The following is a 16030-nucleotide window of genomic DNA, read 5'->3' on the forward strand; positions in this document are numbered from 1 at the left end:
GAATGAGTGTTTTATATCCGTTAATTCAGGCGCTGGTGCTGTTTGCCGTTGCGCCGCTGCTGTCCGGTATTACCCGCGTGGCACGTGCGCGTTTGCACAATCGCCGCGGTCCGGGCGTTTTGCAGGAATACCGCGACATTATCAAACTGCTGGGCCGTCAGAGCATTGCGCCTGCGGACTCCAGTTGGGTTTTCCGCCTGACGCCGTTTGTGATGGTGGGGGTGATGCTGACTATCGCCACCGCGTTGCCGGTAGTGACCGTTGGCTCACCGCTGCCGCAACTGGGCGATCTGATCACCTTAATTTACCTGTTCGCCATCGCCCGCTTCTTCTTCTCTATCGCGGGCCTGGATACCGGTAGCCCATTTACCGCTATTGGCGCCAGCCGCGAAGCGATGCTCGGCGTGCTGGTTGAACCTATCCTGCTGCTGGGTCTGTGGGTTGCGGCGCAGGTTGCTGGCTCAACGCATATCAGCAATATCGCCGATACCATTTATCACTGGCCTGCTGCACGCAGCATTCCGTTGATTCTGGCGCTGTGCGCCTGTGCTTTCGCCACCTTTATCGAAATGGGCAAACTGCCGTTCGATCTGGCAGAGGCAGAGCAGGAGCTGCAGGAAGGTCCATTGACCGAATACAGCGGCAGCGGTTTTGCGGTGCTGAAATGGGGCATTAGCCTTAAGCAACTGGTCGTTCTGCAAATGTTCGTTGGCGTGTTCCTGCCGTGGGGACAGATGGAAACCTTCACCTCGGGTGGGCTGCTGCTGGCGCTGGTGATTGCCGTCGTCAAACTGGTTCTCGGCGTGCTGGTCATCGCCCTGTTCGAAAACAGCATGGCGCGTCTGCGTTTTTGCGCCACTTCACGCGTGACCTGGGCCGGTTTTGGGTTTGCGTTTTTAGCGTTCGTCTCCTTGCTGGTGGCGTGATTTAAGAGAGTTTGAGCATGTCTGAAGAAAAATTAGGTCAACAATATCTCGCGGCGCTGCACCAGGCCTTCCCGGGCGTCGTGCTGGATGAAGCCTGGCAGACCAAAGATCAGCTGACGATCACCGTCAAGGTGAACTACCTGCCGGAAGTGGTGGAGTTCCTGTACTACAAACAGGGTGGCTGGTTGTCCGTGCTGTTTGGTAACGACGAACGTCAGCTGTGCGGTCATTATGCCGTGTACTACGTGCTGTCGATGGAGCAGGGTACCAAGTGCTGGATTACCGTGCGCGTTGAAGTCGATGCCAATAAGCTGGAGTTCCCGTCCGTCACGCCGCGCGTGCCTGCTGCGGTCTGGGGCGAGCGCGAAGTGCGCGATATGTACGGTTTGATCCCGGTTGGTTTGCCCGATGAGCGTCGTCTGGTACTGCCGGATGACTGGCCGGACGAACTCTACCCGCTGCGTAAAGACAGCATGGATTATCGCCAGCGCCCCGCGCCGACTACCGATGCTGAAACCTACGAGTTCATCAACGAACTGGGCGACAAGAAAAACAACGTGGTGCCGATTGGCCCACTGCACGTCACCTCCGATGAACCCGGTCACTTCCGTCTGTTTGTTGACGGCGAAAACATCATCGATGCCGACTACCGTCTGTTCTATGTCCACCGCGGCATGGAGAAGCTGGCGGAAACCCGCATGGGTTACAACGAAGTGACCTTCTTGTCCGACCGCGTGTGCGGCATTTGCGGCTTTGCGCACAGCACTGCCTATACCACCTCCGTCGAGAACGCGATGGGCATCGTCGTGCCGGAACGTGCGCAGATGATCCGCGCCATTCTGCTGGAAGTTGAACGCCTGCACTCGCACCTGCTGAACCTCGGCCTGGCCTGTCACTTTACCGGTTTTGACTCCGGCTTTATGCAGTTCTTCCGCGTGCGTGAAACCTCCATGAAGATGGCGGAGATCCTCACCGGGGCACGTAAAACTTACGGTCTGAACCTGATCGGCGGTATTCGTCGTGATCTGCTGAAAGAGGATATGATCCAGACCCGTCAACTGGCGCAGCAGATGCGTCGTGACGTGCAGGAACTGGTCGATATGCTGCTCAGCACGCCGAACATGGAACAGCGTACCGTAGGTATTGGCCGTCTGGATCCGGAGATTGCCCGTGACTTCAGTAACGTCGGCCCGATGGTACGCGCCAGCGGCCATGCGCGTGACACCCGCGCCGATCACCCGTTTGTGGGCTATGGCCTGCTGCCGATGGAAGTTCACAGTGAGCAGGGTTGCGACGTTATTTCTCGTCTGAAAGTCCGTATCAATGAAGTCTACACCGCACTGAATATGATCGACTTTGGTCTGGACAACCTGCCAGGCGGCCCGCTGGCTGTGGAAGGTTTCACCTACATTCCACACCGCTTTGCGCTGGGCTTTGCTGAAGCGCCGCGCGGGGATGACATTCACTGGAGTATGACTGGCGACAACCAGAAACTGTATCGCTGGCGCTGTCGCGCGGCGACTTACGCCAACTGGCCGACGCTGCGCTACATGCTGCGTGGCAACACCGTTTCCGATGCCCCGCTGATTATCGGTAGCCTCGATCCTTGCTACTCCTGTACCGACCGTATGACCGTGGTCGATGTGCGTAAGAAGAAGAGCAAAGTCGTGCCGTACAAAGAACTTGAGCGCTACAGCATCGAGCGTAAAAACTCGCCGCTGAAATAAGGAATCGCCATGTTTACCTTTATCAAAAAAGTCATCAAAACCGGGGCGCCGACATCGTCGTATCCGCTGGAGCCGATTGCGGTCGATAAAAACTTCCGTGGCAAACCGGAACACAATCCGCAGCAGTGCATTGGCTGTGCGGCCTGTGTGAATGCGTGCCCGTCGAACGCGCTGACGGTAGAAACCGATCTGGTCACCCATGAGCTGGCGTGGCAGTTCAACCTCGGCCGTTGCATCTTCTGCGCCCGCTGCGAAGAAGTCTGCCCGACGGCGGCAATCAAGCTGTCGCAGGAGTATGAACTGGCGGTGTGGAAGAAAGAGGATTTCCTGCAGCAGTCCCGCTTTGCGCTGTGTAATTGTCGCGTATGTAACCGCCCGTTTGCGGTACAAAAAGAGATTGATTACGCCATTGCGCTGCTTAAGCACAACGGTGACAGCCGTGCGGAAAACCACCGTGAAAGCTTTGAGACCTGCCCGGATTGTAAGCGCCAGAAATGCCTGGTGCCGTCTGACCGTATTGAACTGACTCGCCATATGAAAGAGGCCAGCTGATGAGCAATTTATTAGGCCCACGTGACGCCAACGGTATTCCGGTACCGATGACGGTGGATGAATCCATTGCCAGCATGAAAGCGTCGCTGCTTAAAAGCATCAAGCGTTCAGCGTACGTTTACCGTGTGGACTGCGGCGGCTGCAACGGCTGTGAAATCGAAATCTTCGCTACGCTTTCTCCGCTGTTTGATGCCGAACGTTTTGGTATCAAAGTTGTACCATCACCGCGCCATGCGGATATCCTGCTGTTTACCGGCGCGGTAACGCGTGCCATGCGCTCTCCGGCGCTGCGCGCCTGGCAGTCTGCGCCAGATCCGAAAATTTGTATCTCTTACGGTGCCTGCGGTAACAGCGGCGGTATCTTCCACGACTTATACTGCGTATGGGGCGGCACGGATAAAATCGTACCGGTGGATGTGTATATTCCTGGCTGTCCGCCAACGCCTGCGGCTACGCTGTACGGTTTTGCAATGGCGCTGGGTCTGCTGGAACAAAAAATTCACGCGCGTGCGCCAGGTGAACTGGACGCACAACCGGCTGAAATTCTGCATCCGGACATGGTTCAGCCGCTGCGCGTGAAGGTGGATCGTGAAGCACGCCGTCTGGCGGGCTACCGCTACGGTCGCCAGATTGCTGATGACTATATGACACAGTTAGGGCAGGGCGAGCATCAGGTGGCGCGCTGGCTGGAAGCGGAAAACGATCCGCGTCTGACCGAGATCGTCACGCATCTTAATCATGTTGTCGAAGAGGCGCGTATCCGATGAGTGAAACGGTGGTGTTCAGTCAACTGAGCCGTAAGTTTATTGATGAGAACGATGCAACGCCCGCTGAGGCGCAGCAGGTTGTCTATTACAGCCTGGCGATTGGTCACCACCTTGGGATCATCGATTGCCTGGAAGCGGCGTTAACCTGTCCGTGGGATGAATATCTGGCGTGGATTGCCACGCTTGCCGAAGGCAGTGAAGCCCGCCGGAAAATGGAGGGCGTGCCGAAGTACGGCGAGATCGTCATCGATTTCAACCATGTGCAAATGCTGGCGCGCGCGTTCGATGATGCGCGTGCCGTGCAGACCCCGCAGCAGCAGGAGTGGAGCAAGCTGATGCTTAGCATGCTTCACGATATCCACCAGGAAAGCGCCATCTATCTGATGGTGAGGAGACATCGTGACTGACGTTTTATTATGTGTGGGTAACAGCATGATGGGCGATGACGGCGCGGGGCCGCTGTTGGCCGAAATGTGTGCTGCAAATCCTCAAGGTCAATGGGTTGTCATCGACGGCGGAAGCGCGCCGGAAAACGACATCGTCGCCATCCGTGAGTTGCGCCCGCAGCGTCTGTTGATTGTGGATGCCACCGATATGGGGCTAAATCCTGGTGAAATCCGCATTATCGATCCTGATGATATTGCCGAGATGTTCATGATGACCACCCACAACATGCCGCTGAACTACCTGGTCGATCAGCTGAAAGACGACGTTGGCGAGGTGATTTTCCTTGGCATTCAGCCGGATATTGTCGGTTTTTACTACCCGATGACACAGCCGATCAAAGATGCGGTAGATACCGTCTATCAGCGATTAGCCGGGTGGGAAGAACACGGTGGATTTGCTGAATTAGAGGCACCGGAAGCCTGAGCCTGAGGGCACTGAATACCGGATGGTGTGTCGCATTACCACCATCCGGATAACGTCGACACCCTCGAAACAGACTATTCACCCGCTTGTTCAATAATTAATTTCCCCTGCGTAACCGATACTTTTACCGACGTGCCCGTTGGGAACCCCGCCTGTTCCAGCCAGTCTCCGTTCATCGTGAGTGAAGCATGACGGCTTATACGTCGTGTAAAACCGGTCTTGCGATCTTCATGCCGTACTCTGACATAGCTGACTTTAAAATGACGTAATGGCTTGTTGATAACCGCTTCGGCATTACCATTTTTACCAGACATAAACACTCCCTTGTTACAAATAAAGCGATGGAAAACTACTGAATAAAATGCCAGTAAAAAGGCGGGAGGGCAAACCCGAAACTGGAAGGCAGATCCAGAAAATAGAATGCAAATAATGAAAAAGATGAGAAGTTGATAATAGCTGGGGGGGAATATTCTCTTCTTTTACTAATACGGGAGTTATATTATATTTCGGCGTTGTTCAGGGAGGTTATATACTCGAATTATTTAGAATTTGAATATATGGGAAATTAATATACAGGAGTTATTTATGCGTTCAGGTATTCGTTTGGTAAATTTAATTATTATTTCCTCTCTTCTTAGCGGGTGCGAGACGGCGGCTGACGCGTTCTTCTCTGCGGGAGACCGATTATTTCAACCGGGGGAGTCGTCAGCTGCGTCAATGCCAACCTTGTCCGTCGCCGATTTTGTCGCGCCCTATGCCATAAATCCTGTTAAAGCGAATAAGGACTATCTTGGTGAGTGGGTGAAGCTGCGGGGCGTGGTCATTGATATTCGTAAGATTAATGGTATTTCCAATGCTTATTCTTATCTTGTCAGCCTGAAAGACGAAAATAATAAAACGAACCACGTGATTCAGTTCCAGTTTGGCTCCCATAATAGTACGAATGTTGAGTCATTACAGATTGGCCGGAGCGCGACAATTATTGGTCAGGTCCACGCGTTGGGCGAAGCGCCTTTGCCGCTGCTGCAAAATCCTAAAGTTGTACAATAAAAATGATAACAGACAGCGGGTATATATATTCTGAATAATACGTGTAGCCGGATGGCAGTGTCACCCGGCAACATTGTTATTCCAGATCGGTCCCGTTGCTCGCAATCACTTTCTTATACCACCAGAACGATTTTTTGCGTTTACGCGCTAACGTGCCGTTGCCCACGTCATCGCGGTCCACATACACAAAACCGTAGCGTTTGCTCATCTCACCGGTTGAGGCTGAAACCAGATCGATACAGCCCCAGGTGGTGTAGCCCAGCAGCGGCACGCCATCTTCAATAGCATCTGCCATGGCGCGAATGTGCTCGCGTAAATAGCTAATGCGATAGTCGTCATTGATTTCGCCGTTAGCATCGATTTCATCTTTCGCCCCCAGCCCGTTTTCCACCAAAAACAACGGCTTCTGGTAGCGGTCATACATCATATTCATGGTGATGCGCAGACCGAGTGGGTCGATGCCCCAGCCCCATTCGCTGGCGGCAATGTACGGATTACGCAGCGACTTCACCACGTTAGCGGCGCTGGTATTGCCAGTATTCATTTCAGCGGAGGCGCAGCGCGATGCGTAATAGCTAAACGAGACGAAATCGACGGTGTTTTTCAGGATATCGTCATCTCCCGCCGCTTTTTCTATCACCACGCCTTTTTCGCGAAACACACGGGCAGAGTAAGCGGGGTAAGCCCCGCGCGCCTGCACATCAATAAAGAACAGGTTTTCGCGGTCTTTTTCCAGTGCGGTCCACACATCTTCCGGTTTACAGGAATAAGGATAAAAATTACCGCCCGCCAGCATACAGCCGACCTGGTTTTGCGGATTAATTTCATGGGCAATTTTAGTTGCCAGGGCGCTGGCAATCAGTTCGTGGTGGGCGGACTGATATTTCACCTGATCCTGATTTTCACCTTCTTCAAACACCAGTCCGGCGCCAGAAAAAGGGCTGTGCAGCATAATGTTGATTTCGTTGAACGTTAGCCAGTACTTCACCAGACCGTCAAAGGCCTCGAAGCAGGTACGGGCGTAGCGGGTAAAGAACTCCACCATTTTGCGGTTACGCCAGGAGCCATACTCGCTGACCAGATGCATCGGCACATCGAAGTGACACAGCGTAACTAACGGCTCAATACCGTATTTTTTACACTCGGCAAACACGGCCCGGTAAAACGCGATACCCTCTTCATTTGGCGTCAGCTCGTCGCCGTTGGGGTAGAGACGGCTCCAGGCAATGGAAGTACGAAAAACCGTAAACCCCATTTCCGCCATCAGCGCGATATCTTCTTTATAGCGATGATAAAAGTCGATTGCCTGATGGCTGGGATAAAATTCGTCATCCCGCAGCGTAAAGCGTTTTTCCTGACCCAGTTTGACGGCCATGCGGTTTGTGCCGTGGGGGATCATATCGACGGTGGTCAGCCCTTTGCCGCCTTCCCGGTATGCCCCTTCAGACTGGTTGGCGGCCAGTGCGCCGCCCCATAAAAATCCTTGCGGAAAAACAGACATAGTTAACCTCAGTTCATACCAGTCAAATGCTGGCTCTATTAATATTGCCTGGTTGCGCGGCCTGGTTTTTTCTGGCCTGCGCGGCTGCATCTTCGACAGGAATATCTTCAAAGCCGAGGAGCAGTGTTAATACAAAGGAAAGCACAACCGCCAGCGCCATCACGCCAAACACCCAAACGATAGTCATCGGATTGGCGGGATCGAAAAACTGTACGCTGGTGAACAAGCCTGGAGCCGCCATGGAGTGGCTCGCCAGTCCGGCCATTCCGGCAACGGCACCGCAGATAAAGCCGCTGATAAGACTCGCAATCAGTGGGCGTTTCAGGCGGATCGCCACGCCATACAGCGCGGGTTCGGAAATGCCTGCCATGATGGCCGAGGCGGCTGCCGCTAACGCCGTCTGACGCAGTTCCGGGTTTTTGGTTTTCCATGCCACTGCCAGCGATGAACCGCCCAGCGACAAATTGGCGCCGATTTCCGACGGCATCACCATGCCTTCTTTTCCGGTTTCGGCAATGGTCTGAATAATGGTTGGCGTGAAGACGCGGTGCATACCGGTCATCACCAGCAGCGGCCACAATGCGCCCATAATGGCCACCGACAGCCAGCCGAGATAGCCGTGAATGGTATAAACCAGCGCTGAAATTGCACTACCGATCCAGATACCGATCGGGCCAATGATGACGATGGCGAGTGGGGCGGCGATCAGCACGATTAGCATCGGTTTAAGGAAGTTTTTGGTTACCGCCGGAGTGATGCGATCGACCCAGCGTTCGATGTAGGACAGACACCAGGTCATGACCAGCGCCGGGATCACCGTGTAGGTGTATTTCACCGCCGTCACCGGGATCAGGGCAAACTCAACGTGCTCACCCTGCGCGGCCTTCGCCATCAGTTCGATGAAGCTGGGATGCACCAGTACGCCTGCGATGGCGATTGCCAGCGACATGTTGGTTTTGAATTTTATGGCTGCTGAGGCGGCGACCATCAGTGGCAGGAAGAAGAAGGCGCCGTCGCCGATTACGGTCAGAATAGTGAGTGTGGACGATCCTTTTACCAGCACGCCGGTCATTTCGAGGATCATTGCCAGCAGCTTGAGCATTGATCCGCCGATAATAGCCGGGATCAACGGGGACATTGTGCCGATCAGCGCGTCGAGGATCCCCGCGCCAATCCGCTTCAGCGTCAGCCGAGGTTTGGTTTGCGGCTCTGCAGGTTGCATATTGGCAGGTAACAGGTTGACTACCTCGCGATACGCCTGCGAAACGGTGTTGCCGATGATCACCTGGCACTGGTTATCGCTGCGCACCACGCCGAGCACGCCAGGGAGCGTCTTTAGCGTCGTGCTGTCGACCTGCGAGCCATCTTTGATAACGAAACGCAAACGGGTCATACAGTGGGTCACTGCTGTGATGTTGTCCACGCCTCCCAGAGCCGTCACAACCGAGCGCGCCAGCGCTGCATAATTTTTGGACATCGGATTTAATCCTGTTTTATCAGTAGAGTACGTTATGTTTTATCCGTTCACGTTGGTCGCTTTTCTGGGTTGATGAAACGCAGATGGGAAACCGGTTCCACAAAATCATGTTTAAATTACACACAATGGGCAAGTTTTAATTTTGATCATTTTTTATAATTGTGACTCCGATCACCAGATGTCAGCGTTTGCAATTTAGCAGCAAGGACAGCGGCGAAACAGTGCAGTACACTGCGTCACATTGAGAGAAAAGGGATGAGTAATATGACCACGATGCTGGAGGTAGCGAAGCGTGCCGGGGTGTCAAAAGCGACGGTTTCCCGGGTGCTTTCCGGGAATGGTTATGTCAGCCAGGAAACCAAAGATCGCGTGTTTCAGGCCATTGAAGAGAGTGGTTACCGCCCTAACTTGCTGGCACGCAGTTTGGCAGCGAAAACCACGCAGACGCTGGGTCTGGTGGTAACTAACACCCTTTATCACGGCGTCTATTTCAGCGAACTGCTGTTTCATACCGCGCGGATGGCGGAAGATAAGGGACGCCAGTTGTTGCTGGCTGACGGTAAGCACAGCGCAGAGGAAGAGCGTCAGGCGATCCAGTACCTGCTCGACCTGCGCTGTGACGCGATTATGATCTATCCGCGTTTTCTTAGCGTGGATGAGATAGACGATATCATCGACGCCCACGCCCAGCCGATTATGGTGCTTAATCGGCGGCTGCGGAAAAATACCAGCCACTGTGTGTGGTGCGATCAAAAGCAAACCAGTTTTAACGCCGTTACTCAGCTCATTGCCGCCGGGCACAAAGAGATTGGTTTTATTACTGGCTCGATGGATTCGCCTACCGGCGTGGAGCGACTTTCAGGCTATAAAGACGCGCTGGCACATCATGGCATTCCGCTTAATAATGATTTGATTGTTAAAGGGAAATGGACGCCAGCCTGCGGCGCAGCGGGAGTCGATACTTTGCTTTCGCATAAGGTCAATTTTACCGCGCTGGTGGCCAGCAATGATGATATGGCGATCGGTGCGATAAAGCAGTTGCACGCGCATGGCGTGAGCGTCCCTGCTCAGGTGTCGGTGATTGGCTTCGATGATATCGCTATCGCGCCATACACTATTCCGGCGCTTTCCAGCGTCAAAATCCCGGTAACGGAAATGATCCAAGAAACGATAGGCCGCCTGATCTTTATGCTGGATGACGGGGCGTTTACGCCGCCAAAAACCTTCACCGGTGAACTCATTCAACGCGACTCTGTTGCGCCGCTCGTTTTGCGCTGACGGCTGTCATTTGTCATCGTCACTAGTGACGATGACACGGCTTCTCTGCATTCATAAAAATAAAAAACCTTTAATAACAGTCAATTAAATTCTGGCACGATTTATGAATGCTTCGGCAGATAATCTGTCATTGCTGGAGAAATTGATGAACCGTTTCATCATTGCAGACGCCAATAAATGCATTGGTTGTCGTACCTGTGAAGTGGCCTGCGTGGTATCCCATCAGGATAACCAGGACTGCGCATCGCTGACCCCTGAAACCTTTTTACCCCGCATTCACGTCATCAAAGGCGTTAATGTCTCCACGGCGACGCTGTGCCGCCAGTGTGAAGACGCGCCGTGCGCTAACGTCTGCCCGAACGGTGCAATCAGTCGTGATAAAGGCTTTGTCCACGTGATGCAGGAGCGCTGCATTGGGTGTAAAACCTGCGTTGTGGCTTGCCCTTATGGCGCAATGGAAGTGGTCGTGCGTCCGGTTGTTCGTAACAGCGGGGCAGGTCTGAACGTCCGGGCAGAAAAAGCCGAAGCCAATAAGTGCGACCTGTGCCACCATCGTGAGGCCGGTCCTGCCTGTATGGAAGTCTGCCCGACTCACGCGCTGATTTATGTGGATCGCAATAAGCTTGAGCAACTGAGCGCTGAAAAACGCCGTCGCGCGGCGCTGGATTCCACTGCATCTTTGCTGTTCTGATATCTGAAAATCCGCGTAAAATACGTGCCGGATAAGGCGAAGCCGCCATCCGGCAAACGGACATTTCAGGGATACAATACCGCGGGAATTCATCATGACAATAAACAACCACTCCGGCGTACAGCTGCGTATTCGCGGTAAGGTACAGGGCGTCGGATTTCGCCCCTACGTCTGGCAACTGGCGCAGCGGTTACAGCTACATGGCGATGTGTGTAACGACGGTGACGGTGTGGTTGTGCGTATACAGGAAGATCCGGCAAAGTTTATTGCGCAATTGCATCAACACTGCCCGCCGCTGGCGCGCATTGACAGCGTTGAGAGCGAACCGTTCGCCTGGACGCAGCCGCCTGCCGATTTCTCGATTCGGCAAAGTGCTGGCGGCACGATGAATACGCAAATCGTTCCGGATGCCGCGACCTGTCCAGAATGTCTGGTTGAAATGAACACCCCCAGCGAACGCCGCTATCGTTATCCCTTTATCAACTGCACCCACTGTGGCCCGCGCTTTACGATTATCCGCGCCATGCCTTACGATCGCCCGTTTACCGTGATGGCGTCATTCCCACTCTGTGCGCAATGCGATAAAGAGTATCGTGATCCATACGACCGTCGCTTCCATGCCCAGCCCGTTGCCTGTCCGGCATGCGGTCCCCACCTCGAATGGTTTAGCGCGGGTGAGCGGGCGGAGAAAGAAGAGGCGTTGCAGGCGGCAGTATCGCGCCTGAAAGCAGGCGGTATTGTGGCCGTTAAAGGGATTGGTGGGTTTCATCTGGTGTGCGATGCACAAAATGATGACGCCGTAGCGCTGCTCAGGCTGCGCAAACACCGTCCGGCAAAACCTCTGGCAGTGATGCTGCCCGGTGATGACGGACTGCCTGAACCCGCTCGTCATTTGCTGACAACCCCAGCCGCGCCGATCGTGTTGGTGCAGAAACACTATGTCGCAGCATTGAGCGAGGGCATTGCGCCAGGGTTAACGGAAGTGGGCGTCATGCTGCCAGCGAATCCGTTGCAGCATTTGCTCTTACAAGAGATGAATTGTCCGTTGGTAATGACCTCAGGCAATCTCAGCGGCAGACCGCCCGCTATTACCAACGCGCAGGCGCTGGAAGATTTACACGAAATTGCCGATGGTTTCCTGCTGCATAACCGCGAAATTGTGCAGCGGATGGATGACTCTGTGGTACGCGACAGTGGGGAGATGCTGCGTCGTTCACGGGGTTACGTGCCGGATGCGGTGGCGCTGCCGCCAGGATTTCACGACGTGCCGCCGATGCTTTGCCTGGGCGCAGATCTGAAAAATACCTTCTGCCTGGTGCGTGGTGAACAGGCGGTTATTAGCCAGCATTTGGGCGATCTCAGCGATGACGGCATTCAGCAGCAGTGGCGTGATGCGCTGCGCCTGATCCAAAACATTTATGACTTTACGCCGCAGCGTATCGTGCATGATGCACACCCTGGTTATGTTTCCAGCCAGTGGGCCAGCGAAATGAATCTGCCAACCGAAACGGTGCTGCATCACCATGCGCATGCCGCTGCGTGTCTGGCCGAGCACGGCTGGTCGCTCGACGGTGGTGACGTGATTGCCCTGACGTTAGACGGTATCGGCATGGGGGAAAATGGCGCGCTGTGGGGGGGAGTGTGTTTGCGGGTCAACTATCGTGAATGCGAACACCTTGGCGGCTTGCCAGCGGTAGCGCTGGCGGGGGGCGATCTGGCGGCAAAACAGCCGTGGCGCAATTTGCTCGCGCAGTGCCTGCGTTTTGTTCCTGACTGGCAGCGCTACCCGGAAACATCGGTGCTGCAACATCAAAACTGGAACGTGCTGGCGCGCGCCATTGAGCGGGGGATTAACGCGCCGTTGGCGTCATCGTGCGGACGGCTGTTTGATGCCGTTGCCGCCGCGCTTCAATGTGCGCCGGAATCGCTGAGTTATGAAGGTGAGGCGGCCTGCGCGCTGGAGGCGATGGCATCGCAATGTGCTGGCGTTGAGCACCCTGTCACGGTGCCGCTTGATGGCAATCAGCTGGACTTAGCGGTTTTTTGGCAGCAATGGCTGACCTGGCAGGCCAAACCTGCCGAAAGAGCGTGGGCGTTTCACGACGCGCTGGCGCGTGGGTTTGCTACCCTGATGCGTTTGCAGGCCGAAGAGCGGGGGATTAAGACGCTGGTATTCAGCGGAGGTGTGATGCATAACCGCTTATTGTCAGCCCGGCTGGCGTTTTATCTGCATGATTTTACCTTACTGTTCCCACAGCGTTTACCGGCGGGCGACGGCGGGTTGTCGTTGGGGCAGGGCGTGATTGCCGCGGCGCGGGCGTTGGCGCAAAAATAAAAAAAGCCCCGGGACTGGCGGGGCAAGAACAACAGGTCGGGGCATACCGACAAGTGGCAACGCACATCCATGTGCGTGAGGTTAATAAATCAAGCAACGGTATCCTGTACTTACACGGGCAGCGTTTTCAGCAGCGCAAAGGCCTCTTTCATGCGGTCTTCACTGACGACAAAGGCACATAGCTGGCCTGCGTCGTTCATCCCTCTGGCCACCATCCCCTGCGCTTCGGCGGCAATATGCCAGTTCAGATCGCGGCGTTGGGTTTCCCCAGCCAGATGCAAGGGTAATTCCGGCGTTTTGACTTTTACCAGCATGGCAGGCAACTTCAATGGCGCATTGCCGCCGAGCAGGTTTTTCGCCAGATACATGGCGCTCAGCTGAATCGGTTGCAGGAACGGGAGTACCTGACCGTTAATTTCCGCACAGTCACCGAGAGCATAAATGTCCGGGTGGCTGGTTTGCAGGTAGCTGTCGACGCAGACGCCACGATTGATGTTCAATCCGGCGCGACGCGCCAGCGCGGTTTCAGGGCGCAGACCCGTAGCGGCGATCACCGCATCGACTTCTACGCTGCGGCTACGATCGAGCGTGGCGCGAATCCCCGACTCCGTTTTCTCCAGCCCCTGAAGCTGCGATTTCAGCAGCAGGTGTACGCCCATATCGGTCAGACGATGCTGTAAGCGACTGCTTACTTCTAGCGGCATCAGCGAAGCCAGAATGCTGGCGGCGTTGTCGATAAGCGTCACCGCTTTACCAGCACGACAAAAATCCATCGCCAGTTCGCTGCCAATCAAGCCGCCGCCGACAATCAGCACCCGTTGGGCGTCACGCAGTTGTGTTTCACAGGCGCGATACTCTTGTTGGCTGTTCAATGTGAGCATTAACTCACGTCCGGTAATCGGCGGTACGAACGCCGACGCTCCCGTCGCCAGCACCAGTTTGTCGTATGGCCACTGTTGCTCCTGGCTTTTCACTACGTGAGCATCGGCATCGATGTCGGTTACCCAGGTGTGCGGGAACAGGCGCAAATTAAACTGTTCGGCAAACTCCCCCGCCGACTGGCGGGTGAGGTCGTCTGCACGTTGCGACTGACTGATAACATGGCTGAGATCGGGCTTGTTGTACTCATCCATACTGTCTGCAGCAATCAGGGTCAGCGGGACATTTGCATCCTGCTTACGGATATTTTTGACTAACTGGCGGGCGGCGAAGCCCGAACCAATAATGACAATTCCGCGGCTCATTTTGCCTCCGTTGCCAGTACGTCAAAGACGTCTTTACCTAATGAACATTCCGGGCACAGGAAGTTATCCGGAACGTCGCTCCACGGTGTTCCCGGCGCGACATCCTGCAGCGGTTCACCTTTTGCCGGGTCGTAAATCCACTGGCATACGCTGCACTGCATGCTTGGACCAAGATCAGCGGCAACCGCCGCGGCACAGGCGCACTCTTCCTCTTTGGTTGCCGTTTTGACGATTGTTTCCGGCAGCGGAGCAAGCGCCCACTGACGTGCGATTTCACGGCCATGCTGGCGACACAGTTCCAGCGCGTCCAGATCCGGACGCCATTTCGCTTTCAGACTCAGCGACATCTCGAAACCGGCATCCTGCAAGCGTGTGGACAAACGGTCTACCGCGCCGCCGCTCCAGCCGTGTGAACCAAAGGCGCTGGCGCGTTTGTTACGAAAACGCAGGCCGGTCATCTCTTCTACCAGACCAGCGATTTTTGGCATCATTACGTTATTCATCGTTGAAGTACCAACCAGCACGCCTTTAGAGCGGAAGACGTTAGTCAGGACTTCGTTTTTGTCGCTACGGGCGACGTTAAAGATTTTCACCGCCACGTTCGGGTCAACTTCGTTAATGCCCTGGGCAATGGCGTCCGCCATCATGCGGGTGTTGTTGGACATGGTATCGTAGAAAATGGTGATACGGTCTTCCTGATAGTCAGCCGCCCATTTCAGATACATTTCAACGATTTGTGTCGGGTTGTCGCGCCATACCACGCCGTGGGAAGTGGCAATCATATCCACCGGCAGGTTGAAGCCGAGAATCTCAGTGATTTTCGGTGTCACCAGACGGCTGAACGGCGTCAGGATGTTGGCGTAGTAACGCTGGCACTGTTCGAACAGTTCGGTCTGGTCAACTTCGTCGTTAAACAGACGTTCATCACAGTAGTGCTGGCCGAAGGCGTCGTTACTGAACAGCACCGCATCGCCGGTCATGTAGGTCATCATGCTGTCAGGCCAGTGCAGCATCGGTGTTTCAACGAAGATTAGTTGTTTACCGTTGCCAATGTCCAGCGAGTCGCCGGTTTTCACCACGTTGAAGTTCCACTCCGGGTGGTGGTGGTGCCCGTTGATAGAGTCAATAGCGTTGGCTGTGCAGTAAATTGGGGTGTCAGGGATGCAGGACATCAGCTCAGTCAGCGCACCGGCATGGTCCTCTTCCGCGTGGTTAATGATGATGTAGTCGATATCTGCCAGGTCAATTTCACTGCGCAGGTTCTGCACGAATTCACGGCTAAACTTGTGGTCTACTGTATCGATCAGGACATTTTTTTCTTCACGGATGAGATAACTGTTGTAGCTGCTACCGCGCAGCGTTTTATATTCAGTCCCGTGGAAATCACGAACTTCCCAGTCACGTTGGCCAACCCAATGAATGTTATTTTTAACCAGAATAGACATAGCAACCTCAGTAATTAATTCAGCGTTTTTCTAAAAAAGATGTTTTGCTTATTGCAGGTTGCGTGCCAACTTTTTATTTGTTGATTTTAAAGGGGTTGTTTTTTAATGCCTATAAGGTGGTAGTCAAAATGACTATTCATTTTATTGTCAATATGACAATATGAATT

The 16030-nt window shown here is 54.3% G+C and carries 15 protein-coding genes; 10 read left to right on the forward strand and 5 right to left on the reverse strand.

What is annotated here, in order from left to right:
* Positions 1–2: 2 nt before the first annotated feature.
* The 6 genes from HV229_RS05690 to hycI are packed head-to-tail and all read left to right on the forward strand — an operon-like array spanning position 3 to position 4842.
* Positions 3–926, forward strand: coding sequence for a respiratory chain complex I subunit 1 family protein (locus HV229_RS05690; RefSeq protein ID WP_046274832.1), 924 nt, complete (start codon positions 3–5; stop codon positions 924–926).
* Between the two features lie 17 nt (positions 927–943).
* Positions 944–2653 (forward strand): formate hydrogenlyase subunit HycE, encoded by a 1710-nt coding sequence (gene hycE / locus HV229_RS05695; RefSeq protein WP_016154186.1) that lies wholly within the window; start codon positions 944–946, stop codon positions 2651–2653.
* Positions 2654–2662: 9 nt separating this feature from the next.
* Positions 2663–3205: a formate hydrogenlyase subunit HycF gene (gene hycF, locus HV229_RS05700; protein ID WP_016154185.1), complete on the forward strand. Its 543-nt coding sequence runs from the start codon at positions 2663–2665 to the stop codon at positions 3203–3205.
* Positions 3205–3972: a formate hydrogenlyase subunit HycG gene (gene hycG / locus HV229_RS05705; RefSeq protein WP_016154184.1), complete on the forward strand. Its 768-nt coding sequence runs from the start codon at positions 3205–3207 to the stop codon at positions 3970–3972. Before hycF ends, hycG begins: the two co-directional genes overlap by 1 nt.
* Positions 3969–4379 carry a formate hydrogenlyase maturation HycH family protein gene (locus HV229_RS05710; protein WP_003037385.1) on the forward strand — a complete coding sequence of 137 codons (411 nt, stop codon included), beginning with the start codon at positions 3969–3971 and terminating at the stop codon, positions 4377–4379. Before hycG ends, HV229_RS05710 begins: the two co-directional genes overlap by 4 nt.
* On the forward strand, positions 4372–4842 hold the full coding sequence (gene hycI, locus HV229_RS05715; RefSeq protein ID WP_181547047.1) for a hydrogenase maturation peptidase HycI: 471 nt from the start codon (positions 4372–4374) through the stop codon (positions 4840–4842). The genes HV229_RS05710 and hycI overlap by 8 nt, the downstream gene beginning before the upstream one ends.
* Positions 4843–4916: 74 nt before the next feature.
* On the opposite strand, the gene HV229_RS05720 is transcribed toward hycI, so the two are convergent.
* Positions 4917–5156 carry a SymE family type I addiction module toxin gene (locus HV229_RS05720; RefSeq protein ID WP_016154182.1) on the reverse strand — a complete coding sequence of 80 codons (240 nt, stop codon included), beginning with the start codon at positions 5154–5156 and terminating at the stop codon, positions 4917–4919.
* Positions 5157–5427: 271 nt separating this feature from the next.
* Here HV229_RS05720 and HV229_RS05725 point away from each other — a divergent pair, with 271 nt between their 5' ends.
* Positions 5428–5892, forward strand: a complete 465-nt coding sequence (locus tag HV229_RS05725; RefSeq protein ID WP_181547049.1) for an OB-fold putative lipoprotein — start codon at positions 5428–5430, stop codon at positions 5890–5892.
* 76 nt (positions 5893–5968) lie between these two features.
* Here HV229_RS05725 and HV229_RS05730 read toward each other — a convergent pair whose 3' ends face one another.
* Both HV229_RS05730 and ascF read right to left on the reverse strand, forming a co-directional pair.
* The gene (locus HV229_RS05730) at positions 5969–7393 is read right to left on the reverse strand and encodes a 6-phospho-beta-glucosidase (protein WP_131346653.1); all 1425 of its coding nucleotides are present in this window, start codon (positions 7391–7393) and stop codon (positions 5969–5971) included.
* Between the two features lie 22 nt (positions 7394–7415).
* Positions 7416–8870, reverse strand: coding sequence for a PTS cellobiose/arbutin/salicin transporter subunit IIBC (gene ascF / locus HV229_RS05735; protein ID WP_181547051.1), 1455 nt, complete (start codon positions 8868–8870; stop codon positions 7416–7418).
* Positions 8871–9134: 264 nt separating this feature from the next.
* Between ascF and HV229_RS05740 the strand changes: the two genes are divergently transcribed.
* From HV229_RS05740 to hypF, 3 genes are all read left to right on the forward strand, one after another.
* Entirely contained in the window at positions 9135–10148 is a 1014-nt protein-coding gene (locus tag HV229_RS05740) for a LacI family DNA-binding transcriptional regulator (protein WP_019077540.1), read from the forward strand.
* Between the two features lie 145 nt (positions 10149–10293).
* The gene (gene hydN, locus HV229_RS05745) at positions 10294–10839 is read left to right on the forward strand and encodes an electron transport protein HydN (RefSeq protein ID WP_003037366.1); all 546 of its coding nucleotides are present in this window, start codon (positions 10294–10296) and stop codon (positions 10837–10839) included.
* A 94-nt stretch (positions 10840–10933) separates the two neighbouring features.
* Positions 10934–13174 carry a carbamoyltransferase HypF gene (hypF, locus tag HV229_RS05750; RefSeq protein WP_181547053.1) on the forward strand — a complete coding sequence of 747 codons (2241 nt, stop codon included), beginning with the start codon at positions 10934–10936 and terminating at the stop codon, positions 13172–13174.
* A 110-nt stretch (positions 13175–13284) separates the two neighbouring features.
* On the opposite strand, the gene norW is transcribed toward hypF, so the two are convergent.
* Both norW and norV read right to left on the reverse strand, forming a co-directional pair.
* Positions 13285–14418, reverse strand: coding sequence for an NADH:flavorubredoxin reductase NorW (gene norW / locus HV229_RS05755; RefSeq protein WP_181547055.1), 1134 nt, complete (start codon positions 14416–14418; stop codon positions 13285–13287).
* Entirely contained in the window at positions 14415–15863 is a 1449-nt protein-coding gene (gene norV, locus HV229_RS05760) for an anaerobic nitric oxide reductase flavorubredoxin (RefSeq protein ID WP_053389531.1), read from the reverse strand. Before norV ends, norW begins: the two co-directional genes overlap by 4 nt.
* Between the last annotated feature and the right edge of the window lie 167 nt (positions 15864–16030).

The sequence above is a fragment of the Citrobacter sp. RHBSTW-00524 genome (assembly GCF_013747755.1).
In the GTDB taxonomy this organism is placed as follows: domain Bacteria; phylum Pseudomonadota; class Gammaproteobacteria; order Enterobacterales; family Enterobacteriaceae; genus Citrobacter; species Citrobacter braakii.